At 71.1% G+C, this 24,014-nt stretch carries 22 protein-coding genes; 13 read left to right on the forward strand and 9 right to left on the reverse strand.

The features are described from left to right. Positions 1-5: 5 nt before the first annotated feature. The 4 genes from ABT254_RS17090 to ABT254_RS17105 form a co-directional block, all read right to left on the reverse strand. A complete protein-coding gene (locus ABT254_RS17090) occupies positions 6-686 on the reverse strand; it encodes a response regulator (protein ID WP_351470013.1) in 681 nt (226 codons plus the stop codon). Further along, positions 683-1,903: a sensor histidine kinase gene (locus ABT254_RS17095; protein ID WP_351470016.1), complete on the reverse strand. Its 1,221-nt coding sequence runs from the start codon at positions 1,901-1,903 to the stop codon at positions 683-685. Before ABT254_RS17095 ends, ABT254_RS17090 begins: the two co-directional genes overlap by 4 nt. Positions 1,904-2,093: 190 nt before the next feature. Further along, a complete protein-coding gene (gene pspAA, locus ABT254_RS17100; protein ID WP_351470179.1) occupies positions 2,094-2,372 on the reverse strand; it encodes a PspA-associated protein PspAA in 279 nt (92 codons plus the stop codon). Positions 2,373-2,403: 31 nt separating this feature from the next. Further along, the gene (locus ABT254_RS17105; RefSeq protein WP_389071542.1) at positions 2,404-3,168 is read right to left on the reverse strand and encodes a PspA/IM30 family protein; all 765 of its coding nucleotides are present in this window, start codon (positions 3,166-3,168) and stop codon (positions 2,404-2,406) included. Between the two features lie 251 nt (positions 3,169-3,419). On the opposite strand from ABT254_RS17105, the gene ABT254_RS17110 reads away from it, so the two are divergent. Further along, a complete protein-coding gene (locus ABT254_RS17110; protein ID WP_351470022.1) occupies positions 3,420-4,094 on the forward strand; it encodes a DUF3043 domain-containing protein in 675 nt (224 codons plus the stop codon). A gap of 83 nt (positions 4,095-4,177) precedes the next feature. Continuing rightward, positions 4,178-4,879: a class I SAM-dependent methyltransferase gene (locus ABT254_RS17115; RefSeq protein WP_351470025.1), complete on the forward strand. Its 702-nt coding sequence runs from the start codon at positions 4,178-4,180 to the stop codon at positions 4,877-4,879. A 151-nt stretch (positions 4,880-5,030) separates the two neighbouring features. On the opposite strand, the gene ABT254_RS17120 is transcribed toward ABT254_RS17115, so the two are convergent. Continuing rightward, positions 5,031-5,243, reverse strand: coding sequence for a hypothetical protein (locus tag ABT254_RS17120; RefSeq protein ID WP_351470028.1), 213 nt, complete (start codon positions 5,241-5,243; stop codon positions 5,031-5,033). Positions 5,244-5,356: 113 nt separating this feature from the next. Here ABT254_RS17120 and ABT254_RS17125 point away from each other — a divergent pair, with 113 nt between their 5' ends. Next, positions 5,357-6,559, forward strand: a complete 1,203-nt coding sequence (locus tag ABT254_RS17125; protein ID WP_351470031.1) for a bifunctional adenosylcobinamide kinase/adenosylcobinamide-phosphate guanylyltransferase — start codon at positions 5,357-5,359, stop codon at positions 6,557-6,559. Here the strand turns inward: ABT254_RS17125 and ABT254_RS17130 are convergent. After that, a complete protein-coding gene (locus ABT254_RS17130; RefSeq protein ID WP_351470034.1) occupies positions 6,548-7,078 on the reverse strand; it encodes a methyltransferase domain-containing protein in 531 nt (176 codons plus the stop codon). The two genes, ABT254_RS17125 and ABT254_RS17130, sit on opposite strands and share 12 nt — an antisense overlap. A gap of 137 nt (positions 7,079-7,215) precedes the next feature. Here ABT254_RS17130 and cobT point away from each other — a divergent pair, with 137 nt between their 5' ends. The 3 genes from cobT (at position 7,216) to ABT254_RS17145 (ending at position 10,872) form a co-directional block, all read left to right on the forward strand. Next, the gene (cobT, locus tag ABT254_RS17135; RefSeq protein WP_351470037.1) at positions 7,216-8,340 is read left to right on the forward strand and encodes a nicotinate-nucleotide--dimethylbenzimidazole phosphoribosyltransferase; all 1,125 of its coding nucleotides are present in this window, start codon (positions 7,216-7,218) and stop codon (positions 8,338-8,340) included. An 83-nt stretch (positions 8,341-8,423) separates the two neighbouring features. After that, entirely contained in the window at positions 8,424-10,160 is a 1,737-nt protein-coding gene (locus tag ABT254_RS17140; protein WP_351470040.1) for a phosphatidylglycerol lysyltransferase domain-containing protein, read from the forward strand. Positions 10,161-10,170: 10 nt separating this feature from the next. Next, a complete protein-coding gene (locus ABT254_RS17145) occupies positions 10,171-10,872 on the forward strand; it encodes a hypothetical protein (RefSeq protein WP_351470043.1) in 702 nt (233 codons plus the stop codon). 47 nt (positions 10,873-10,919) lie between these two features. On the opposite strand, the gene ABT254_RS17150 is transcribed toward ABT254_RS17145, so the two are convergent. Beyond that, positions 10,920-11,681: a hypothetical protein gene (locus ABT254_RS17150; protein WP_351470046.1), complete on the reverse strand. Its 762-nt coding sequence runs from the start codon at positions 11,679-11,681 to the stop codon at positions 10,920-10,922. 60 nt (positions 11,682-11,741) lie between these two features. Here ABT254_RS17150 and ABT254_RS17155 point away from each other — a divergent pair, with 60 nt between their 5' ends. Together ABT254_RS17155 and ABT254_RS17160 are read left to right on the forward strand one after the other, a co-directional pair. After that, on the forward strand, positions 11,742-12,536 hold the full coding sequence (locus tag ABT254_RS17155) for an adenosylcobinamide-GDP ribazoletransferase (RefSeq protein ID WP_351470049.1): 795 nt from the start codon (positions 11,742-11,744) through the stop codon (positions 12,534-12,536). A gap of 46 nt (positions 12,537-12,582) precedes the next feature. After that, positions 12,583-13,188 carry an RDD family protein gene (locus ABT254_RS17160; protein ID WP_351470052.1) on the forward strand — a complete coding sequence of 202 codons (606 nt, stop codon included), beginning with the start codon at positions 12,583-12,585 and terminating at the stop codon, positions 13,186-13,188. On the opposite strand, the gene ABT254_RS17165 is transcribed toward ABT254_RS17160, so the two are convergent. Then, entirely contained in the window at positions 13,148-13,936 is a 789-nt protein-coding gene (locus ABT254_RS17165; protein ID WP_351470055.1) for an endo alpha-1,4 polygalactosaminidase, read from the reverse strand. The two genes, ABT254_RS17160 and ABT254_RS17165, sit on opposite strands and share 41 nt — an antisense overlap. 244 nt (positions 13,937-14,180) lie before the next feature. On the opposite strand from ABT254_RS17165, the gene ABT254_RS17170 reads away from it, so the two are divergent. The 3 genes from ABT254_RS17170 (at position 14,181) to sucB (ending at position 19,236) form a co-directional block, all read left to right on the forward strand. After that, complete coding sequence (locus ABT254_RS17170) at positions 14,181-15,713, forward strand: leucyl aminopeptidase (RefSeq protein WP_351470058.1); 1,533 nt, start codon at positions 14,181-14,183, stop codon at positions 15,711-15,713. Between the two features lie 254 nt (positions 15,714-15,967). Continuing rightward, positions 15,968-17,356: a dihydrolipoyl dehydrogenase gene (gene lpdA, locus ABT254_RS17175; protein ID WP_351470061.1), complete on the forward strand. Its 1,389-nt coding sequence runs from the start codon at positions 15,968-15,970 to the stop codon at positions 17,354-17,356. A gap of 62 nt (positions 17,357-17,418) precedes the next feature. Then, positions 17,419-19,236: a 2-oxoglutarate dehydrogenase, E2 component, dihydrolipoamide succinyltransferase gene (sucB, locus tag ABT254_RS17180; protein ID WP_351470063.1), complete on the forward strand. Its 1,818-nt coding sequence runs from the start codon at positions 17,419-17,421 to the stop codon at positions 19,234-19,236. A gap of 65 nt (positions 19,237-19,301) precedes the next feature. Here the strand turns inward: sucB and ABT254_RS17185 are convergent, their stop codons facing one another. After that, positions 19,302-19,985 (reverse strand): hypothetical protein, encoded by a 684-nt coding sequence (locus tag ABT254_RS17185; protein ID WP_351470066.1) that lies wholly within the window; start codon positions 19,983-19,985, stop codon positions 19,302-19,304. A 257-nt stretch (positions 19,986-20,242) separates the two neighbouring features. Between ABT254_RS17185 and ABT254_RS17190 the strand changes: the two genes are divergently transcribed. Together ABT254_RS17190 and aceE are read left to right on the forward strand one after the other, a co-directional pair. After that, positions 20,243-20,866 carry a GntR family transcriptional regulator gene (locus ABT254_RS17190; protein ID WP_266954484.1) on the forward strand — a complete coding sequence of 208 codons (624 nt, stop codon included), beginning with the start codon at positions 20,243-20,245 and terminating at the stop codon, positions 20,864-20,866. Between the two features lie 281 nt (positions 20,867-21,147). Then, entirely contained in the window at positions 21,148-23,850 is a 2,703-nt protein-coding gene (aceE, locus tag ABT254_RS17195; protein WP_351470069.1) for a pyruvate dehydrogenase (acetyl-transferring), homodimeric type, read from the forward strand. Positions 23,851-24,014 lie beyond the last annotated feature (164 nt).

Here is a 24,014-nt window from a genome sequence, read left to right on the forward strand (position 1 = left end):
TGAGCTCACTCCACCCTCGGGCGTACCAGCCCGGACTCGTACGCGATCACGACCAGCTGGGCCCGGTCGCGGGCGCCCAGCTTGGCCATGGCGCGGTTGACGTGGGTTTTCACCGTGAGCGGGCTGACCTCGAGGCGTTCGGCTATCTCGTCGTTGGAGTGGCCGCCGGCGACCTGGACCAGGACCTCGCGCTCGCGGACGGTGAGCGCCTCCAGGCGTTCGGTGCGGGCGGGGTCGCGGCCGTCGTCCCCGTCGCCCTGGGCGAGGAAGCGGGCGATCAGGCCCTTGGTGGCGGCCGGGGAGAGCAGCGCCTCGCCACCGGCCGCGATCCGGATCGCGTTCAGCAGCTCCTCCGGCTCGCTGCCCTTGCCGAGGAAGCCGGAGGCGCCGGCCCGCAGGGACTGCACGACGTAGTCGTCGACCTCGAAGGTGGTGAGGATGACGATGCGGACGTGGGCGAGGGTGGGATCGGTGCTGATCATGCGGGTGGCGGCGAGGCCGTCGGTGCCGGGCATCCGGATGTCCATCAGCACGACGTCGGCCCGCTCCTCCTTGGCCAGCCGTACCGCCTGCGCGCCGTCGGAGGCCTCGCCGACGACCTCCATGTCGGGCTCGGAGTCGACGAGTACGCGGAAGGCGCTGCGCAGCAGAGCCTGGTCGTCGGCGAGCAGGACACGGATGGTCATGCGGTTCCCCCGGGGGTGGCCGTACGGGTCTTGACGGGCAGGATCGCATGGACGCGGAAACCACCGCCGTAGCGGGGGCCGGTGGTGAGCGTGCCGCGCAGGGCGGTGACGCGCTCGCGCATGCCGAGCAGACCGTGGCCGCCGCCGCTGTCGGGGGTGTCGTCCTCGCCGGAGCCGTTGTCCAGGACGGTGATCTCCACGTTCGGGCCCACGCGTACCACGCTGACCTCGGCCTTCGCCTCCGTACCTGCGTGTTTCTGGACGTTGGTGAGGGCTTCCTGGATGACGCGGTACGCGGCCAGGTCGACGGCGGCGGGCAGGGTGGTGCCGTTGTCGGCGCGGGCGACCTCGACATGCAGGCCGGCGCTGCGGAAGGTGCCGACGAGTTCGTCGAGGCGGTCCAGGCCGGGGGCGGGTTCGGTGGGGGCCTCGGGGTCGCCGGACTGGCGCAACAGGCCGACCGTGGCACGGAGTTCGTTCAGTGCGGAGCGGCTGGCCTCGCGTACGTGGGCGAGGGCCTCCTTGGCCTGGTCGGGGCGTTTGTCCATGACGTGCGCGGCGACGCCCGCCTGGACGTTGACCAGGGCGATGTGGTGGGCGACGACGTCGTGCAGATCGCGGGCGATCCGCAGGCGTTCCTCGGCGACCCGGCGGCGGGCCTCCTCCTCGCGGGTGCGTTCGGCTCGCTCGGCGCGTTCGCGGATGGCCTGGACGACGGCTCTACGGCTTCGTACCGCATCCCCCGCGGTGGCGCCGATGCCGGTCCAGGCGAAGATGGCGAGGTTTTCCTGGGCGTACCACGGGAGGGCCCCGAAGAGCATGGAGGCACCGGTGAGGACCGTCATCGTGAGCAGGCCGAGGCGCCAGGTGGTGGGGCGGTCGGTGCTGGCGGCGACGGTGTAGAGGGCGATCACCGCGGACATGGCGACGGGGGCGCGCGGGTCGCCGACGACGCACTCGACGAGGGAGACGGTGCCGGTGAGGGCGAGGACCGTCCTCGGGGCACGGCGGCGGAAGACCAGGGCGAGGGCGCCGAGGACCATGAGGACGAGGGCGAGGGCGTCGGGGGTGCGGACGCCCCAGGTGACGCCGTTCTTGCCGTGCGGGTCGACGAAGGAGCCGGCCACCATGCAGGCGAGTACACCGGCCGCCAGGGTCGCGTCCAGCGCGAGGGGGTGCGCTTTCAGCTGACACCGGGTGCGTTCTAGTGTGCCCACGCTTGAACAGTACGGGGCAGTGGTCCGGGCCGGAACCGGTGGTGGCCGCCCCTGGGGGCTTGCAGCCCCCAGACCCCCGCTTCGGCCCCGAAAGGGCCTCGTCCTCAAACGCCGGACGGGCTGAATTGTGCGGACCGGCGCCACAAAGGAGCCCGGCCGAAGGAAACCGGCCGGCTGCCGGAGAAAGCCGTCAGCCCGGGATCAAGCCGTCGTTCCTCAGCAGCTCCCGGACCTCCTCCAAGGTCGCGTCCGCCGACGGCAGGATCAGTTCCGACGGTTCCAGGGAGTCGTCGGGCAGGGGCTCGCCCAGTTCGCGGACCTTGGCGAGGAGGGCCTCCAGGGTGCGGCGGAAGCCGGGGCCGTCGCCGTTCTCCATCTCCTGGAGGAGTACGTCGTCCAGCTTGTTGAGTTCGGTGAGGTGGCTGTCGGCCAGCCTCACCTGCCCCTCCCCCATGATCCTGACGATCATGTCGCCCATGTCGGCCTCCTAGGCGTGGGCCCTACTGCTTGTCGAAGCGCGGGGTGTCCTGCGGCTGCTGCTGGGACTGAGACTGCCCCGTGCCGCCCTCGATCGCCTGCTGGGACGAGCCTCCGGCCAGCTCCGCCTTCATCCGCTGCAGTTCCAGCTCGACATCCGAGCCACCGGAGATCCGGTCCAGCTCGGCCTGGATCTCGTCCTTGTGCATACCGGACTGGTCGTCCAGGGCACCCGAGGCGAGCAGCTCGTCGATCGCGCCGGCCCGGGCCTGGAGCTGGGCGGTCTTGTCCTCGGCGCGCTGGATCGCAAGGCCCACGTCGCCCATTTCCTCCGAGATGCCGGAGAAGGACTCGGCGATGCGGGTCTGGGCCTGGGCGGCCGTGTACGTCGCCTTGATCGTCTCCTTCTTCGTACGGAAGGCGTCGACCTTGGCCTGGAGCCGCTGGGCCGCCAGGGTGAGCTTCTCCTCCTCGCCCTGGAGCGTCGCGTGCTGCGTCTCGAGGTCGGTGACCTGCTGCTGGAGCGCGGCACGGCGGGACAGCGCCTCGCGGGCCAGGTCCTCACGGCCCAGCGCCAGCGCCTTGCGGCCCTGGTCCTCCAGCTTGGTGGACTGCGACTGCAGCTGGTTCAGCTGGAGCTCCAGGCGCTTGCGGGAGGTCGCCACGTCGGCGACACCCCGGCGCACCTTCTGGAGCAGCTCCAGCTGCTTCTGATACGAGTAATCGAGGGTTTCGCGCGGGTCCTCGGCCCGGTCAAGGGCCTTGTTCGCCTTCGCGCGGAAGATCATCCCCATACGCTTCATGACACCGCTCATGGGCTTCGCGCGCCCCCTTCTGACGGACTTCCAGCTCCAGCTCTGCGACAGAACCCACAGTACGGGCCCTGCATCCATTGACGCACTGTTCGGGGACGGATGCGCTCATCCCCAAGGACGACTGCAACCGCTCCCGCTCCGGCGTAGGGAGTAGGTGTTCCCCCAAGGAGACCACCGCGGACTCCGGGGCCGGAAGCACGTGCAACGTCCCCTCTGTCCCTTACATGACGACTGGTGTTGCCGGATCGTTCCCCGCGGGGCTGGGGTCCAACCCCGGCCACCCCGTACCCTTGGGTTTTGTGTTCCGTAGCCGTGCCAAGGAAGAGAAGGCAGCCGTCGTCGACAAGGCGTCGCTGACCGACTCCAAGCAGCCCCGTGACCCGCAGGCGAAGAAGGGTCGGCCCACGCCCAAGCGCAGTGAGGCCCAGTCCCAGCGCCGCAGCGTCGCCAACACCTCGATGACGCGCAAGGACGCCTCCAAGCGCCAGCGCGAGGAGCGCCGTGCCGCGCTGGAGCGGCAGCGCCAGGCGCTCGCCGGCGGTGACGAGCGGTATCTGCCCGCCCGTGACAAGGGTCCGGTGCGGAAGTTCGCCCGCGACTGGATCGACTCGCGGTTCAACGTGGCGGAGTTCTTCCTGCCCATGGCCGTGGTCATCCTGGTGCTGAGCATGGTGCGGGTGGGCGCGCTGCAGAGCATCGCGCTGCTGCTGTGGCTCGTCGTGATCGTGCTGATCGTGCTGGACGCGATCGTCAGCGCCTTCCGGCTGAAGAAGCAGCTCGCCGAGCGCTTCCCCGACCAGAACACGAAGGGCGCCACCCGGTACGCCCTGATGCGCTCCCTCCAGATGCGTCGGCTTCGGCTGCCGAAGCCGCAGGTCAAGCGCGGAGAGCGGCCCTGAGCACTACGTCGTTCTCCGGGGGCGCGGCGGATGCCTGGCTGGGCAAACTGGGTGGTCTGCGCAATGCCGTACGGCAGGAGCTGGTGGCCCGGCAGCTCGACGAGCAGATAGCGGGGCGGTTCCCGGTCGGGCAGCGGCTGCGGGTGCTCGATGTGGGCATGGGCCAGGGCACGCAGGCGCTGCGGCTGGCGCGGGCCGGGCATCAGGTGACCGGCCTTGAGCAGGACCCGACGATGGTCGCGGTCGCGCGCGAGGCCCTTTCCGGTGAGCCCGAGGGCATCCGGGAGCGGGTGCGGATCATCGAGGGCGACGGCCGGGACACCGGCGTGCACTTCCTGCCGGGCAGCTTCGACGTGGTGCTGTGCCACGGGGTGCTGATGTACGTCGAGGAGCCGGATCCGCTGCTGGCCGGGCTGGCCCGGATGCTCGCCCACGGCGGGCTGCTGTCGCTGCTCGTGCGCAACGGCGACGCGCTGGCGATGCGGCCGGGACTGTCCGGGGACTGGGCCGGGGCGCTGGCCTCCTTCGACACCGTGTCGTACACCAACCGGCTGGGGCTCGACGTGCGGGCCGACCGCCTGGAGGCGCTGACCGCGACCCTCGCCGGGATCGCCGCGCCGCTGCACGCCTGGTACGGGGTGCGGGTGTTCACCGACACCGCGGAGGACGGGGCGGAGATCCCGGCCGACATGGAGACCCTGCTCGCGGTCGAGGAGCGGGCCGGGCGGACGGATCCTTACCGAGGGGTGGCGGCGTTGCTGCACCTGTGCGGGGTGCGCGGGTAGCTCCCCTGGTGGGCGGGACGGGTTGCCGGTTGTCTGCGGCGCCGTCGTGGCTGGTCGCGCCCCGCGGCGGGGCCGCATATCGGGCGAGCAGTGAGACGAGAAGGGGGAGGGAGCGGCCGGATTGCGGCCGTCCCCTCGCCCTCCGTACCGGCTACGCCTCTTCGGCGCGCAGGCTCATCGGCCCGTAGATCTCCGCGGAGTCCTCGAACAGCCGCACCTGGTCGGCGCCGCCTTCCTGCAGGGCCTTCCAGTGCTCCCCGATCCAGGACTCGGCGTCCCCCTGCGTGGTGAACTCCTCGGGCTGGACCGCGGGCTGGACCTCCGCCCCGTCGGCCTTCTCGAACCGCCACGTCCATGACGCCATGTACGCCTCCCGTGTCTGAGCACCTGCAGAGCAGAAGGCGGATCTTGGTCCGCCTCCTGCCAGAAGCCTAGTCGGATGGGCAGCACCTGCGCAGACACGCGAAAATCACTTCCGTGGAAGTGACTCTGCTCGGCACCGGTGCCCCCGCGGGACTGCCCCGCCCCGACTGTCCCTGTGCCGCCTGTGCGACCGCGCTCGGCGCGGATGCCCGGGCGGCGACCGCGGTGCTCGTGGACGGGACCCTGCTGCTGGATCTGACGCCGGGCGCGGCGTTCGCGGCGGCGCGGGCCGGGCATTCGCTCGCCGGCGTACGGCAGGTGCTGTTGTCGCATCCGCACCGCGGGCCCGTGGTCGAGGTGCCGGCGGGACTGCCGCAGCCCGGGCGGGTGCCGGACGGGCGGGAGTTGGCGCTGCTGACGGGGCATCGGGTGCGGGCGGTGGCGATGGACGGTCCGGGCACGGGCTATGCGGTGACCGGGCCGAACGGGCAGCGGCTGCTGTATCTGCCGCCGGGGGGTGCGCCGGCCGGTCTTGAGCACAACGGGACCGTGGCGTACGACATGGTGCTGACCGATGTGGTGGGGCGGCCGGACGCGCTGGCCAAGCTGCGGGCGGTCGGTGCCGTCGGCCCGACCACGGATGTCGTCGCCGTACATCTCGACCACGACGTGCCGCCGGGGCCCGAGTTGAGGCGGCGGCTCGCCGCCGCGGGGGCGCGGGCCGTGCCGGACGGGGCGACGCTGACGGTGGGGGTGTACGAGGACGTGCCCGATGTGCCGCGGCGGACGCTGGTGCTGGGCGGGGCGCGGTCCGGGAAGTCGGTGGAGGCCGAACGGCGCCTCGAGGCCTTTCCGGACGTGCTGTACGTGGCGACGGGCGGCTCGCGGAACGGGGACACGGAATGGGCGTCCCGGGTCGCCGTGCACCGGGAGCGCCGGCCGGGGTCCTGGCGGACGGCCGAGACCTGCGATCTGGTGCCGCTGCTGGCGGCCGACGGCCCGCCGCTGCTCATCGACTGTCTGTCGCTGTGGCTGACGGACGCGATGGACTCCGTAGGGGCGTGGGACGACGCTCAGTGGGCCGACGGCGGGGAGCGGGCCCTGCGGGAGCGGGTGCGGGAGCTGACGGAGGCGGTGCGGGCGAGCCGGCGGACCGTGGTCGCCGTGTCCAACGAGGTCGGCTCGGGGATCGTGCCGGCCACCGCTTCGGGGCGCCGCTACCGCGATGAACTCGGGCGGCTGAACGCGGCGTTCGCCGGGGAGTGCGAGCAGGTGGTGCTGGTGGTGGCCGGGCAGGCGATGGTGCTACGGGGCTGAGGGTCTGCGGCGCGCGATGATCCGGTGCGTGTACGGGAACTGGCCGAGGAGGTGCCGGCTCCTCGCGAGGATCGTGCAGCCGTGGAAGTCGAGTTGGGTGCGCAGGGCGGGTGCCTGCGCCGGCTGGGTCTCCACGAGGAGGAGGCCGCCGCGGCGGACGAGTGTGAGGGCGGCGCGGAGTTCGGCGCGGAGGTCTTTGACCGGTGAGCGGTGCTGGAGGAGCGTGACGACGTCGTAGCGGCCGCGCAGGATCGTGGTGATGTGAGGGTCCGTCACATGCCCCACGAAGGCCTCCTCGACGCGCTCCGCATGGCAGGCGTACGACACACGCGGGGTGGGGTCGAGGCCGTCGAAGGAGGTGTAGGGGAAGAGTTCGCGTGCCGTCCCGGGGAAGTGGGCGTCGCCGGTGCCCACGTCCAGCCAGCTCTCCGGTTCGGGCAGGAGCCGCAGGACCGCGCGGGCCGCCGAGAGGTGGCGGCGTCGGTCACGGGCGCTGACATGGGTGCTCGGGTATGTCATGGCGGCTCCCGGAGGCGTAGGACAATCCGCTGCAAAACGGAACGTATGGGATCCATATCCCGGGGGCAATCACGTCACGCGCGCGTGGTGACGATGTGGCGCTGTCCCGTTCGGCCGGTGCCGGTACTGTTCGGCGAATGAGCTCGCTTAATCTCGACGACTTCACCGATCTGATCGAGCGTCCCGACGGCGGGGTGCGCCGTGACGCCGAGGCGCGCAGGGAGCGTCAGATCGTGCCGCCCGGGTCGCTGGGCCGCCTCGACGACCTGGGTGAGTGGCTTTCGGCGGCCCAGTCCGCCGTACCGGTGCGGCCGATCGATCGGCCCCGGGTCGTTCTCTTCGCCGGTGACCACGGTGTCGCCGAACTGGGTGTCTCGGCCCGGCCGGCGGGCGGCGCCCACGAGTTGGTGCGGGAGATCCTTGAGGGTGGCCGTCCGGTGTCGGTGCTCGCCCGGCGGCTGGGCGTGCCGGTGCGGATCGTCGACATGGCGCTGGACTGCGACCCCGAGACGCTGCCCGAGGAGGTCGTACGGCACCGGGTGCGGCGCGGCAGCGGACGCATCGACCTCGAGGACGCGCTGACGGCCGAGGAGGCGGAGGCCGCCTTCCGCGCCGGTGTCGCGGTGGCCGACGAGGAGGCCGACTCCGGTACGGATCTGGTGGTGCTCGGCGATGTGAGCGTGGGCGGGACGACCGCGGCCGGGGTGCTGATCGCCGCGCTGTGCGGAACCGACGCGTCCGTGGTCACCGGGCGGGGCGGGCTCGCCATCGACGACCTGGTCTGGATGCGCAAGTGCGCGGCGATCCGGGACGCGCTGCGCCGGGCCCGGCCGGTGCTGGGCGACCAGCTGCAGCTGCTGGCCACCGTGGGCGGGGCCGACCTCGCCGCGATCACCGGGTTCCTGCTGCAGAGCGCGGTGCGCAAGACGCCGGTGATCCTGGACGGAGTCGTGACGGCGGCCTGCGCCCTGGTGGCGCAGCGGATCGCCTTCCGGGCGCCGGACTGGTGGCTGGCCGCGCACGACAGCGGGGAGCCTGGGCAGGCGAAGGCACTGGACCGGATGGCGCTGGAGCCGCTGCTCTCGCACGGGGTGACCGTGGGCGAGGGTGCGGGGGCGCTGCTGGCGCTGCCGCTGGTGCAGGCCGCGGCCGCGCTGTCCGCGGAGCTGCCGGAGAAGCCGCAGCCCTTGCGGGTACCTGAGAAGGATGAACCCGAGGCCGAGTGGGCGCAGGACGTCGACACCAAGGAGGAGACCGAGTAGGCCGCAGGAGGGACGAAAGTCGACAGAGCCGCAGACAAAAGATGGATGGGTTCATCAGGGCATCGCCCATATGATCCTCACTCATGGGAGATGCCCGAATTGCCTCGCGGCGCGCTGCCGCATTCGCCGTCTGGTATTTGCGGGCCGTCGCGTTCGTCAATTTCCTCAGTGCCGTCTGGGTCTCTCTGGGGCAGGACGTGCGGCGGCACAACCAGGAGAACTTCTTCACCCCGTATCTGCTGACCGCCGGTTTCGCCTCCGGCGTGTTCACGGCGTTCCTCGCCATCACCATGCGCCGCCGCAAGCGCGCCGCATGGATCCTCAACCTCGCCCTGGCCGGTTCGTTCCTCGCGCTGTTCGCTTTCGCGATGGCGTATCCGGAGATCCGGCAGTACGCCCAGAACTGGATCTCGCTGGGCCTCACGGCCCTCTTCGTCCTCGCCCTGCTGGTCGGGCGGCGGGAGTTCTACGCCAAGGGCGACCGTTCGAACCCGAAGCTGGCCTCCGCCGTCGCGGTGGGCGGCACACTGGTCGCCTCGGTGTTCGCCGCGCTGCTGGTGACGGTCACCAACGAGGCGCCGGACAGGGCGGTTTCGACATTCCTCGAGCGCTGGCGCTACGGCACCCTGCGCCTGGTCTCCGTCGCCGTCGACGAGTCCCGCTTCCCCGGGATCGACGTGCCGAACTGGGTCAACGTCGCCATCAACGTGCTCAGCACGATCCTCGTCCTCGCCGTCCTCTACGCCGCCTTCCGCTCCCGGCGGGCCGTGGACCCGCTCACCGAGGACGACGAGAAGCGGCTGCGGGAGCTGCTGGAGCGGCAGGGCGAGCGGGACTCGCTCGGGTACTTCGCGCTGCGCCGGGAGAAGAGTGTGGTGTGGTCGCCGACCGGCAAGGCGGCCGTCGCGTACCGGGTCGTCGGGGGCGTCTCGCTGGCCTCCGGTGATCCGATCGGCGATCCGGAGGCCTGGCCCGGCGCCATCGACCCGTGGCTCGCCGAGGCCCGCGCACACGGGTGGATCCCGGCCGTGATGGGGGCGAGCGAGGAGGCCGGCACCGTGTACGCGCGGCACGGCCTGGACGCCCTGGAGCTCGGCGACGAGGCCCTGGTGGAGGTCGCCGACTTCACCCTCGACGGACGGGCCATGCGCACCGTGCGGCAGGCCTACAACCGGGTGAAGCGGGCCGGGTACACGGTGCGCATCCGGCGGCACGAGGACATTCCGGCAGCGGAAATGGCGTATCTGCTCAAGCGGGCGGACGACTGGCGCGACGGGGCCACCGAGCGCGGGTTCAGCATGGCGCTCGGGCGGCTCGGGGACCCCGAGGACGGGCAGTGCGTGATGCTCGAGTGCACCGACGGCAAGGGCGAGTTGAGGGCGCTGCTGTCCTTCGTGCCATGGGGGCCGCACGGGCTCTCCCTCGACCTGATGCGCCGGGACCGCGCCTGTGACAACGGCCTGATGGAGTTCATGGTCCTCGAGCTGCTGCGGCGCGCCGGCGAGATCGAGATCACGCAGGTCTCACTGAACTTCGCGATGTTCCGTTCGGTCTTCGAACGTGGCGCACGCCTCGGTGCCGGGCCGGTGCTGAGGCTGTGGCGCTCGCTGCTCAGCTTCTTCTCGCGCTGGTGGCAGATCGAGTCGCTGTACCGCGCCAACGCCAAGTACCGGCCCATCTGGGAGCCGCGGTTCCTGCTCTTCGAGAAGAGCGCGGACCTGCCGCGCATCGGCATCGCCTCGGCGCGCGCGGAGGGGTTCCTGGAGGCGCCGGGACTGCCGAAGTGGCTGCACCGCAAGCACCTGGAGACGCACAGATGAGGATCGCCGGATGAACAGGCTCGCCCGCTGGGCCCGTGCCGAATGGGGATTCCTGTACGTCACGGTGCGTGAGCCGCTGGTCAAGCGGCGCTGGCGGGCGATCCCGATGACCCTCGGGGCGGTGGTGCTGACGACGGCCATACAGCTCGTGCAGAACCAGCCGTGGGGCTTTCAGCTCGTGCAGAACACGGGGGGCGTGCGCGCCGAGGACCCGCTGTGGCTGTCGCTGCTGCGCACCCCCCTGTCGTTGTTCGTCCCGGCTCTCGACCTGCCCGTGTGGGGTGCGCTCGCGCAGATCCTCTTCGTGTTCGGCGTCGCGGAGATCTGCCTCGGCCGCTGGCGCACCCTCGTCATCGCCTACGCCGCCACACTCGCCGGCACGCTCTACGCCCGCCTCGGCATCTGGCTGGGCTTCGACAACGCCTTCGGACTGCCCTCCTCGGACGCCTCGGTCGTGGACACCGGCCCGTCGGCGGCGGTGGTGGGCCTCGCCGTGTTCCTCGGCTGGCGCTACGGCGCGTATGTCACGGCGTGTGCGGTGACGGCGGCGATGGCGGTCGAGGTCCTGCTGAAGGGGAATCTCGCCGGCAAGGAACACATGGCGGCGATCGCGGCGGTGGGGGTGCTGTGCTTCATCTCGGCGGTGCGGCATCGGCACCGGCCCGCGGTGCGGATCGGTTCCGGGTCGGGATTTCCGCCGGCGAGATATTGACTGCTGCGCCGTCGTGGCTGGTCACGCCCCTGCGGGGCGCGGCCACCTCAGCGCCCCAGGGAGCGATCCGGCACCGGGTCCGGCTTGCCGCCCAGGAGGTCCTGGAGTTTGCGCCGGGGACCGGCCCACCGCCGGTCATGGCGATACGCCCGCAGTGTGGCCTTGGCGCGGGCGCGCGGCCGGCGGCGGTAGAAGCGTCTGGCCCAGGGGGAGCCGGGGCGGGCCAGGCGGACCAGGCCGATCAGACCGATGAACGGGATGATCACGCTGAAGATCGCCATCCGCGCCTTGCCCTTGCTGAGGACGGCCAGCGAGAACAGGAAGTTGACCACGACGGTCGAGATCACGTCGCCCCGGTCGTGCAGCTCCTGCCGGCTCATGTCGTTGACGCCGAACGGCGCGAACCCCGAGAGCACCAGCCCCACCAGGGCCGCCGTGAGGACGACGACCTCGACGCTCTTGCGGCCCTCCTCGGTCCAGTAGACGTCGTCGAGGTGCAGGATCAGCGCGAACTCGTCGAGGACGAGTCCCGCTCCGATGCCGAACAGGACGGCGCAGAGGGCCGCGGTGAAGCCGTGCCGGCCGCTGGCCACCGCCCCGAAGCCGCCGACGACGGTGAGGACGACGCCGGGCACGACGTGATGGATGTGCAGCCCGCCCGCCTTCACGTTCCCGAAGGGCCCCTTGCCGGCCCGGATGAGGCGGGTGACGAGCCGGGTGACCAGGAACGTCAGCACGAACGCGGCGAGGGCGAGCAGGAGTGGCAGCTTGCCGGGCTCGACGATGTTGCGATGCAGCCAATGTCCCATATGCGCACTTTAGCGACGGCCCCTGTATCCGCCCTCCCGACCGCCGAGTAACCTGCGCCGGTGCCCGAACCCTCCAAGACCCCCTGGCCTGACGGCCTCCGTTTCGCCTTCGGCACCCTCACCGTGCTCCCGGTGAAGGTGACCCGCTGGGACCGGGACGCCGCGCGCGGCGGCATGCTCTGCGCGCCGCTCGCCGGGCTGCTCGTCGGCGGGTGCGCGGCGCTGGCCGGCGTGCTGCTGCTGGCGCTGGGCGCGGGGGCGCCGCTCGCCGCCGTCGCCTCCGCGGCCGTGCCCGCCGTCCTCACCCGCGGTCTGCACCTCGACGGCCTCGCGGACACCGCGGACGGCCTCGGCAGCGGCAAGCCCGCCGAGGACGCGCTGCGGATCATGAAGCAGTCGGACATCGGGCCGTTCGGGGTGATCACGCTCGTCCTCGTGCTGCTGGCGCAGGTGGCGGCGCTCGCTCAGGCGTACGGCGACTCGTGGGCCCGGGGTGCGCTCGCCGCCGTCGTCTCGGCGACGGCCGCCCGGCTGGCGCTCACCCTGGCCGCGCGCACCGGGGTCCCGGCCGCCCGGCCCGAGGGGCTGGGGGCGGCGGTCGCGGGCGTGGTGCCGGTCCGGGCGGCGGTGGTCGCGGCGGCCGTGGTGACCGGTGCGGCGGCCGCCGGGGGTGCGCTCGTCGGGACGTACGACGTGGTCCGTACGGCGGTCGCGGTCCTCGCCGCCCTCGCCGTCGCCGAAGTCCTGCTCCGGCACTGCACGCGCCGCTTCGGCGGGGTCACCGGCGATGTGTTCGGGGGGCTTGCCGAGACGGCTGCGACGGTTTCGCTCCTGGTGCTTTCCCTGGGGCAGTAGTCTCTTCCGCCGTACACGGACAAGTGATCGTGATCGGGGGATGTTCGTGCCGAGGCTTCGCCGTGCCGTGGCCTGGTTCATCGACTTCGCACTGGTGCTCACGCTGGCGTATCTGCTCGGCGTCCTCACCTTCCACCGGATATCCGCGCTGGTCACCGACGTGCCCGAGCTCGCCGCTCACGGCGGCTTCGATCTGCTGACCTCGCAGGGCGACGTCGTCGGCGCCTCGGAGACCCTCGGGCTGTCGCTGTGGCACAGGGCCGTGCTCGACGTGGAGGAGGCCTTCGGGATGCTGATCGTGGCGACGTTCCTCTACCAGTGGGGCTGCCTCGCCCTCGCCGGACGGACCCTCGGCAAGGGGCTGCTCGGGCTGCGGGTCGCCCCGAGCGTCCCCACCCGGGCCGCGGTGCGTGCCGCGGTCACCACGGCCGCCGACATCGCCGTCTACGCCGTCGCCTGCATCCTGCTGGTCGAGGGGCAGTTCGTGCTGTCGGTGCTGGTGTGGGCGCTGGCCGTGGTCGTCTTCCTGCTCAACGCGCTGCCGGTCTTCTCCCCGACCCGCCGCTCCCTCGCCGACCGGCTGGCGGGCACGGCGGTCACCGGGCTCGGGGTCAGCACGCCCGGCGCCACACCCCCAGTTCGTACTTTTTGAGCATCGAACTGAGCTTCAGACGGCGGGACTCGGCGCAGAACCGGCTGGTCGGCAGCTCGTACTCGACGTGGAAGACGGCCTTGCCGGCCTTGATGAAGGACTTCTCGGCGGCGCACTCGCCGTACTGGGCGCACTGTTCGTTGACGGCGAAGTCGAAGTCCCCCACCAGCCGCGGGATCTGATCGAGGTCGTTCTTCAGGCCGACCGCCATGCCCCGGTCGTGGGCCAGTTTCGCGATCAGGCGGTTGTAGCGGAGCTGGTCGGCTGCCTTGAGGGGGAAGCCGGTGGTGTTCTTGTAGCCGTCCATGTTGTCGGGCTCCACCGCGTCGAAGCCCTTCTCGCGGCACATGTCGAAGCGGGCCGCCATCAGCGGCTCCAGTACGTCGGTGCGCCGGATGTCGAGCCAGCGCTCGCCCTTCCAGCCGTTGCCCTTGCCGAGAACCGACTTCGGGAACTTCTCCGCGTCGGGGCGCCAGTCCTCCCAGGCGCCGGTCGACAGGTAGCAGATGACCTTGCGGCCCTTGTCGTGCAGGGTGGTGACGGTGGCCTTCGGCTGGTCGAAGCCGTCGATGTCGTAGACCGGTACGTCGACGGAGGTGTCGACGCGGCCGCTGAGCTGCCACTGCCAGGCCACGCCGGGGCGCGGCTGCCAACGACCGCCGGACGGCCCGGAGTCGGGCGCGCTGCCGCAGCCTGCCGTGAGCACGAGCAGGGCGAGCAGGGCAAGCAGGCGTATCGGACGTTTCAACGAACGGACTCCAGGGTGCGTAGAAGTGTTCCCCACGGATGATCTCCGATGCCGGGCACCGCGCGCGCCCACGGGAATGAGTGAAGGCGCACACACGCGTAGGCTCATCCCGAGTGTTCGCCGTACCGGGGAAGGCCCCGCTGAGACCGCACCCTGAGGCCGGTTCTAGGGTCGGCTGTCGGGCCCGGTCGACCCACACAGATCGACCACAGAAACTTCACATTGGAAGCGAGAATTCACCACCGTGACTGCTCTCACTCTCAGCACCGCCGCGGCGCCCGGTCTTCGGGCCGACGCGATCGTGATCGGTGTGGCCAAGGGCGCGAAGGGCCCGGTCGTCGCACCGGGCGCCGAGGCCGTGGACAAGGCCTACGACGGCAGGCTCGCCGGCGTCCTGGAAACCCTCGGTGCCTCGGGTGCCGAGGGCGAGGTGACGAAGCTGCCGGCGCCGGCCGGCTTCAAGGCCCCGCTCGTGGTGGCGGTGGGCCTGGGCGCGGAGCCCGAGAAGGACTCCGGCTATGACGGCGAGGCGCTGCGCAAGGCCGCCGGAGTCGCGGCCCGCACCCTCACCGGCGCCAAGAAGGCCGCCTTCGCCCTGCCCGTCCAGGACGCCTCCGACGTCGGCGCGATCAGCGAGGGCGTGCTGCTCGGCGCGTACTCCTTCGACGTCTACAAGAACAACGCGGGCGGCAAGGACGCCAAGGACAAGAACGGCAAGGCGCCGCTCGCCGAGGCCTCCCTGCTGGGCGCCAGGCCCCGTGACAAGGAACACAAGGCGGCCGTCGAGCGCGCCACCACCGTCGCCGAGGAGCTCAACCGCGCCCGCGACCTGATCAACACCCCGCCGAACGACCTCGACCCGGAGGCCTTCGCCGCCGTCGCGCAGACCGCGGCCAAGGAGCACGGCATCAAGGTGCAGGTGCTCGACGTGAAGGCGCTGGAGAAGGGCGGCTACGGCGGCATCCTCGGCGTCGGCGCCGGCTCGGCGGCCGGTCCGCGGCTGGTGAAGCTGTCGTACACCTCCTCCAAGGCGAAGAAGCACCTGGCGTTCGTCGGCAAGGGCATCACCTACGACTCGGGCGGCATCTCGCTGAAGCCGGCCGGCCACAACGAGACGATGAAGTGCGACATGAGCGGTGCGGCGGCCGTCTTCGCCGCCGTGGTCGCCGCCGCGCGCCTGGGTCTCGAGGTCAATGTCACCGGCTGGCTGGCGCTGGCGGAGAACATGCCCTCGGGTTCCGCGACCCGTCCCGGTGACGTGCTGCGCATGTACAGCGGCAAGACGGTCGAGGTCCTCAACACCGACGCCGAGGGCCGGCTGGTCCTCGCGGACGCGCTGTGGGCCGCCTCCGAGGAGAAGCCGGACGCGATCGTCGACGTCGCGACGCTGACCGGCGCGATGATGCTGGCGCTGGGCAGCCGGACCTTCGGGATCATGGCGAACGACGACGCGTTCCGCTCCGCGGTGCACGAGGCGGCCGAGGAGGTCGGCGAGCCGGCCTGGCCGATGCCGCTGCCGGAGCACCTGCGCAAGGGCATGGACTCCCCCACCGCCGACATCGCGAACATGGGCGAGCGGATGGGCGGCGGCCTGGTCGCCGGTCTCTTCCTGCGCGAGTTCGTGGGCGAGGGCATCACCTGGGCGCACCTGGACATCGCGGGCCCGGCCTTCAACGAGGGCGGACCGTTCGGCTACACGCCGAAGGGCGGCACGGGTACGGCGGTACGGACGCTGGTACGGCTGGCCGAGCTCACCGCGGCCGGCGACCTGGGGTGAGGTTGCTCTGAGAACGAGGGGGCTCCGCGCGCGGGTAGGGCGGAGCCCCCTCGTTCATGCGCCTCACCCATCCGCTCAACTGAACGTGGGACGTCTCACACACCGGCCCGGCGTCTCGTTGGCCCTCGACAAGTGCGAAGATGGGGCACGGCAGGACAGGGCCCCCACCACAGGGCCGAAGAAAGAGCGGCCGGACACCAGCCGCCGACCGGTCACCGCTGACCGGCGTGGCGCACATGCATGGAGGACGTGACGTGGCGAACGACGCCAGCACCGTTTTCGACCTAGTGATCCTCGGCGGTGGTAGCGGTGGTTACGCCGCGGCGCTGCGCGGGGCCCAGCTGGGCCTGGACGTCGCCCTGATCGAGAAGGACAAGGTCGGCGGTACCTGCCTGCACCGGGGGTGCATCCCCACCAAGGCCCTGCTGCACGCGGGCGAGATCGCCGACCAGGCCCGCGAGAGCGAGCAGTTCGGCGTCAAGGCCACCTTCGAGGGCATCGACGTGGCCGCCGTCCACAAGTACAAGGACGGCGTCATCTCCGGCCTGTACAAGGGTCTGCAGGGTCTCATCGCGTCCCGCAAGGTGACGTACATCGAGGGTGAGGGCCGGCTGTCCTCCCCCACCTCCGTCGACGTGAACGGACAGCGCGTCCAGGGCCGCCACGTGCTCCTCGCGACCGGCTCCGTGCCGAAGTCGCTGCCGGGCCTGGAGATCGACGGCAACCGCATCATCTCCTCGGACCACGCCCTCGTCCTCGACCGTGTGCCGAAGTCGGCGATCGTCCTCGGCGGCGGCGTCATCGGCGTCGAGTTCGCCTCCGCCTGGAAGTCCTTCGGTACGGACGTCACGGTCATCGAGGGCCTCAAGCACCTCGTCCCGGTCGAGGACGAGAACTCCTCCAAGCTTCTTGAGCGCGCTTTCCGCAAGCGCGGCATCAAGTTCAACCTGGGCACCTTCTTCTCGAAGGCCGAGTACACCGCCGACGGCGTCAAGGTCACCCTGGCCGACGGCAAGGAGTTCGAGGCCGAGCTCCTGCTGGTCGCGGTCGGCCGCGGCCCGGTCTCGCAGGGTCTCGGTTACGAGGAGCAGGGCGTCGCGATGGACCGCGGCTACGTCCTGGTCGACGAGTACATGCGGACGAACGTCCCGACCATCTCCGCCGTCGGTGACCTGGTCCCGACGCTCCAGCTCGCGCACGTCGGCTTCGCCGAGGGCATCCTGGTGGCGGAGCGTCTGGCCGGTCTCAAGACCGTTCCGATCGACTACGACGGTGTGCCGCGGGTGACGTACTGCCACCCCGAGGTCGCCTCCGTGGGCATCACCGAGGCCAAGGCCAAGGAGATCTACGGTGCGGACAAGGTCGTCGCTCTGAAGTACAACCTCGCGGGCAACGGCAAGAGCAAGATCCTGAACACCTCGGGCGAGATCAAGCTCGTCCAGGTCAAGGACGGTGCCGTGGTCGGCGTCCACATGGTCGGCGACCGCATGGGCGAGCAGGTCGGCGAGGCCCAGCTGATCTACAACTGGGAAGCGCTGCCCGCCGAGGTCGCCCAGCTCATCCACGCCCACCCGACCCAGAACGAGGCGATGGGCGAGGCCCACCTGGCTCTGGCCGGCAAGCCCCTTCACTCGCACGACTGATCCCTCGGTCGACGAAGCGACGACACAGACTTCCGCACTTTCCGTAAGGAGCAACCGAAACCATGGCGGTTTCCGTAACCCTTCCGGCGCTCGGCGAGAGCGTCACCGAGGGCACTGTCACTCGCTGGCTGAAGGCCGAGGGCGAGCGTGTCGAGGCCGACGAGCCGCTGCTCGAGGTCTCGACCGACAAGGTCGACACCGAGATCCCCTCCCCCGCCGCCGGTGTCCTGGCGTCCATCAAGGTCGCCGAGGACGAGACCGTTGAGGTCGGCGCCGAGCTGGCCGTCATCGACGACGGCACGGGTGCCCCCGCTGCCGCCCCGGCCCCCGCCGCCGCCGAGGCCCCGGCCCCGGCCGCCGAGGCCCCCGCCCCCGCGCCGGCCGCCCAGCCCTCCACCGAGCAGGCCGCGCCCGCCCCGGCTCCCAGCCCCGAGGCCACCGCCGGCGCGTCCGGCGCCCAGGGCACCGACGTGGTCCTGCCCGCGCTCGGCGAGTCCGTCACCGAGGGCACCGTCACCCGCTGGCTGAAGTCGGTCGGCGACTCCGTCGAGGCCGACGAGCCGCTGCTCGAGGTCTCCACGGACAAGGTCGACACCGAGATCCCGGCGCCCACCTCCGGTGTGCTGCTCGAGATCACGGTCGGCGAGGACGAGACCGCCGAGGTCGGCGCCAAGCTGGCCGTCATCGGCGCTCCCGGTGCCGCTCCGGCGGCCGCCCCGGCCCCCGCCGCTCCGGCTCCGGCGCCCGCCGCCGCTGCCCCGGCTCCGGCCCCGGCCGCCCCGGTGGCTCCGCCGGCGCCCGCGCCGACCCCGGCCCCGGCTCCTGCCGCTCCGGCTCCCGCGCCCGCCCCGGTCGCCGCTGCTCCGGCTCCGGCCGCCCCGGCGCCCGCGCCGGCCGCTCCGGCTCCGGTCACCCCGGCCGCGCCCGCGCCCGCCGCGCAGGCCACCGACGAGGGTGCCTACGTCACCCCGCTGGTGCGCAAGCTGGCCGCGGAGAACGGCGTGGACCTGGCCGGCGTCAAGGGCACCGGCGTCGGCGGCCGCATCCGCAAGCAGGACGTCATCGCCGCCGCCGAGGCCGCGAAGGCCGCCGCCGCTGCTCCGGCTCCCGCCGCCGCTGCCGCTCCGGCCAAGAAGGCGCCGACCCTGGAGGCCTCCCCCCTCCGTGGCCAGACCGTCAAGATGCCCCGCATCCGCAAGGTCATCGGCGACAACATGGTCAAGGCGCTGCACGAGCAGGCGCAGCTGTCCTCGGTCGTCGAGGTCGACGTAACGCGTCTGATGAAGCTGCGTGCCAAGGCGAAGGACTCCTTCGCGGCCCGCGAAGGCGTCAAGCTCTCCCCGATGCCGTTCTTCGTGAAGGCGGCGGCCCAGGCGCTGAAGGCCCACCCGGTCATCAACGCCAAGATCAACGAGGCCGAGGGCACGATCACCTACTTCGACTCCGAGAGCATCGGAATCGCGGTGGACTCCGAGAAGGGCCTGATGACCCCGGTCATCAAGCACGCGGGCGACCTGAACATCGCCGGCATCGCGAAGGCCACGGCGGAGCTGGCCGGCAAGGTCCGCGCCAACAAGATCACCCCGGACGAGCTGTCCGGTGCGACCTTCACCATCTCCAACACGGGTTCGCGCGGCGCGCTCTTCGACACGATCATCGTGCCGCCGGGCCAGGTCGCGATCCTCGGCATCGGTGCCACGGTCAAGCGCCCGGCGGTCATCGAGACCGAGGAGGGCACGGTCATCGGCGTCCGCGACATGACGTACCTGACCCTCTCCTACGACCACCGTCTGGTGGACGGCGCCGACGCGGCCCGTTACCTGACCGCGGTCAAGGCGATCCTGGAGGCGGGCGAGTTCGAGGTCGAGCTCGGCCTGTAAGCCTCAACGGCCGTACGTCGGTGCCCCCGCCCGGAGCTTTCCGGACGGGGGCACCGTCGTGTGCGCTACCGGGGCGTGAGCGTGTGGTCGCTCCAGTCCCACAGCGTCTCCACCCACACGTTGGGGACATCCAGGTGGGGCGCGTACGTCAGGTTCCGGGTCCGGTAGGCGTGCAGCACGTCGTAGGTGGCGTCGAGGCAGTCCCGGGAGGTGAGGTCGCCGGTGTTCCGGTCGAAGCCGACGAGGAAGCCTCGGCCCTCGACGGTGCGGATCATCGACCGGGCGTTGTTCACGTCGCTGGTCGAGGACGAGATGCAGCGGTAACGGCTGTACGGATGCGTGGACTTGCCGGGGTAGTGCGCGTCCCGGGACATGTCACTGAGCATCCGCGCGTACGTCCCCTGCGCATGCCAGGCGCCGATGTAGCCGCCGGGCGGGGTGTACAGCTTGTTCGTCGGGTTCTCGACGGCGCCGTAGACCCACTGGTTCGTGCCCGTGATCCGGAAGCCCCAGCCGACGTGCCCGAACTTCTGCGCGCCGTCCGGCTTGACGAAGACGCAGGCCCCGCCGGGTCCGGCGCCGCTGCGAGCCGCGCCCGCCATGTTCGTGATCGCTTCGGTGCTGCTCGGTTTCGGCTCGGCCGTCGCCCGTGTGGGCATCTGCCGGCAGCCTGTCACGCCGACGATCGCGCCGATCACGGCCGCCGCGGCCGTCCAGCGCAGCGCTCCTCGTCGTCCCCCGATGTCCATGCCGTCCCCCTGCCGTTCCCAGGCGCGCCTCTTTGCGTGCGCCCCTGCCGAACGCCACACGGATCGGGGCGGCCAGGTTCCGTCGGTGACACGGCGGTGACGGCTCCGGACCGCATCCGGTACGGGTCTTTACAGGGGGGCCGTGTCTGCCGGGCGTGTAAGTCTCGTCTCACCTGCATGAAAGCGCCCCCGTGCGCCCCTCCCGAAAGCGCTCGCGGCCTTATTGTCTAAGCGTCAAACGCCCTTAAGGAGCTCTCATGACCGCGCCCGTCGTCCACTCGCTGCGCGAACAGATCCGCGAGCACATCGTGGAGGGGATCGTCAGCGGGCGCTGGAAGCCGGGCGAGCGGATCGTGGAGCGGCGCATCGCGACCGAGCTGGAGGTCAGCCAGACACCGGTGCGCGAGGCACTGCGCGAGCTGGAGTCGCTGCGGCTGATCGAGTCCGCGCCGAACAAGGGCGTGCGGGTGCGCAACCTGACGGCGGCCGACCTGGAGGAGAGCTACCCCGTCCGGGCCGGTCTGGAGGCGATCGCGGCGGAACTGGCCGCGGAGAAGCTGGCGGAGGACTGCTCGGCCCTGGAACCGCACGTCGTCGCCCTCTACGACGCCGACCGCAACGCCGACGGCACGGGCCAGGTGCGGCACACGGTCGCCTTCCACCGCGAACTGGTGCGCGCCGCGGGCAACTCCGTGCTGCTGCACACCTGGGAGGGCCTGGGCATCGAGGTGTTCACGGCCCTGTCGATCCGCTGGCTGGGGACGGTGCAGCAGTCGTACGCGGAGGAGCACGAGGAGCTCGTCCAGGCGTTCCGCAGGCGCGACCCGAGGATCGCGGAACTGGTGAAGGCGCATGTGCTGGGGTGCGCGCCGCGGGCCTGACACAGCCGAGCATCACTGCGCTCACCTGCGGAAACCCCCGAAAAACACGGCACCGGGTGCCCGCCCCAAAGGCACCGCGTGCCTACTTTCTCGAAATCGAGAAGTTTTGCCCGCAACCCTTTGATCGATCATCGATCAGGGAGTTAGAGTCGCCGACGGGCCCGCGACGGAAGCCGCACAGTGTTACAGCACCAGGGCCCTCAGCCCTGTCCTGCCAAAGACCAAGGGCACCCCCCGAAACACCTCATAGGGAACCCCCTTCGACTGAGGAAGGCGGCGACATGACCGACCCCAACGCCATCCAGCCGAGCGAGCTCGACCAGCTCCCCGACCGGGACCCCGAGGAGACCGCCGAATGGCAGGCCTCCCTGGACGCGGTCGCCAAGGCGGCGGGCCCGCACCGTGCCGCGTATCTGATGCGCCGCACGCTGGAGCGCGCGGAGGGCAACGGCATCGCGCTGCCCAAGCTCCTCGAGACGGACTACGTCAACACCATCCCCACCGCCGCCGAGCCGGGTGTGCCCGGTGACGAGGAGATGGAGCGGAAGATCACCGCGTGGAACCGCTGGAACGCGGCCGCGATGGTGACCCGGGGCGCGAAACACGGCGTGGGCGGCCACATCGCCACCTTCGCCTCCGCGGCCTGGCTGTACGAGACCGGCTTCAACCACTTCTTCAAGGGCAAGGAGGCCGACGGCTCGGGCGACCAGCTCTACATCCAGGGCCACGCCTCCCCCGGCATCTACGCCCGCGCCTTCCTCGACGGCCGGCTGACCGAGGCGCACCTCGACAACTTCCGCCAGGAGGCGGGGGGCAACGGCCTCCCGTCGTACCCGCACCCGCGGCGCCTGCCCTGGCTCTGGGAGTTCCCGACCGTCTCCATGGGCCTCGGCCCGCTGTCGGCGATCTACCAGGCCCGCTTCAACCGCTATCTGACGGCCCGCGGCATCAAGGACGTCTCCTCGTCCCACGTGTGGGCGTTCCTCGGCGACGGCGAGATGGACGAGCCGGAGTCGACGGCGGCACTCGCACTCGCCAGCCGCGAGGGCCTCGACAACCTCACCTTCGTCATCAACTGCAACCTGCAGCGCCTCGACGGCCCGGTCCGCGCGAACTTCAAGATCGTGCAGGAGCTGGAGGCCCAGTTCCGCGGTGCCGGCTGGAACGTGGTGAAGACGCTGTGGGGTACGGCCTGGGACGAGCTGTTCGCCCTCGACACGACCGGCGCGCTCGTACGCCGGCTGCGCGAGGTACCGGACGCCCAGGTGCAGACGTACCAGACGCGCGACGCGGCCTACATCCGCGAGGACTTCTTCGGCAAGGACCCGGCGCTCGTCGAGATGGCGAAGCTGCTGAGCGACGACAAGATCCTCGAGTGCTTCCACCTGTCGCGTGGTGGTCACGAGGCCCGCAAGGTCTACGCCGCCTACAAGGCCGCGCTCGACCACAAGGGCGCCCCGACCGTCATCCTGGCCCAGACCGTCAAGGGCTTCACGCTCGGTGAGGGCTTCGCGTCGAAGAACGCCAACCACCAGATGAAGAAGCTGTCGGTGGACGAGTTCAAGAAGATGCGTGATCTGCTCGAACTCCCCATCAGGGACAGCGACTTCGTCGACGGCGTGGTGCCCTACGGCCACCCGGGCGCCGACTCCCCCGAGGTCCGTTACCTCCAGGAGCGCCGCGCCGCTCTCGGCGGCCCGGCCCCGGCCCGCCGTGCGCACGCGCTCGCGCCCCTGCCGGCCCCCGCCGAGAAGGTCTTCGCCTCCTTCGACAAGGGCTCGGGCTCGCAGAACGTGGCGACGACGATGGCCTTCGTACGCCTGATCAAGGACCTGGTCCGCGACAAGGAGACCGGCAAGCGCTGGGTGCCGATCGTCCCCGACGAGGCGCGCACCTTCGGCATGGAGTCGCTCTTCCCGTCCCTCGGGATCTACTCCCCCAAGGGCCAGACGTACGAGCCGGTCGACCGCGACCAGCTGATGTACTACAAGGAGGCCAAGAACGGCCAGATCCTCAACGAGGGGATCACCGAGGCCGGTTCGATGGCCGACTTCATCGCCGCGTCCACCGCGTACTCCACGCACGGCGAAGCGATGATCCCGTTCTACATCTTCTACTCGATGTTCGGCTGGCAGCGCACCGCCGACCAGATGTGGCAGCTCGGCGACCAGCTCGGCCGCGGCTTCCTCGTCGGCGCGACGGCCGGCCGTACGACGCTGACGGGCGAGGGCCTGCAGCACGCCGACGGCCACTCGCCGGTGATCGCCGCGACCAACCCGGCGGCGCTGACGTACGACCCGGCGTTCGCGTACGAGGTGGCGACGATCGTCAAGGACGGTCTGCGCCGTATGTACGGCGAGGCGGCGCCGGGTGAGGACCCGAACGTCTTCTACTACCTCACCGTCTACAACGAGCCGCTGCCGCAGCCCGCGAAGCCGGCCGGCCTCGGTATCGACGAGGGCATCGTCAAGGGCCTGTACCGCTTCAACACGGCGGAGTCGGCCGGTCTTTCGCCGGTGGCCAACGCCCCGCGCATCCAGCTGCTGGGCTCCGGTACGGCGATCCACTGGGTGCTGGAGGCGCAGAAGCTGCTGGCGGAGGAGTGGGGCATCGCGGCCGACGTCTGGTCGGCGACCTCCTGGACGGAGCTGCGCCGCGACGCCCTGGAGGCCGACGCGGCCCTGCTGCGCGGCGAGGAGCGGGTGCCGTACGTCCGTCAGGCGCTGCACGGCGCCGAGGGCCCGGTACTTGCCGTCTCCGACTACATGCGGCAGGTCCCCGACCAGATCGCGCAGTGGGTGGACCAGGACTACTCCTCGCTGGGCGCGGACGGCTTCGGCCTCTCGGACACCCGTGAGGCGGCCCGCCGGCACTTCGGCGTCGACGCCCAGTCGATCGTCGTGGCCGCCCTGGCCCAGCTGGCCCGTCGGGGCGAGGTCAAGGCGACGGCGGTGAAGGAAGCGCGCGAGAAGTACGGGCTGTAGGCCCGCGTGATGAAGGGACCCCGGGCCGGATGGCCGCGGGGTCCCTTCACCCTTTTCCGGTTGTTTGTCGACTGCGGGTGAGTAGGGGCTTGTCGCGCAGTTCCCCGCGCCCCTAACGGGGCCTGGTTTTTAGGGGCGCGGGGCGGTATCGATATGCGGCTCCG

This window comes from Streptomyces sp. NPDC001137, assembly GCF_040298885.1.
Taxonomy (GTDB): domain Bacteria; phylum Actinomycetota; class Actinomycetes; order Streptomycetales; family Streptomycetaceae; genus Streptomyces.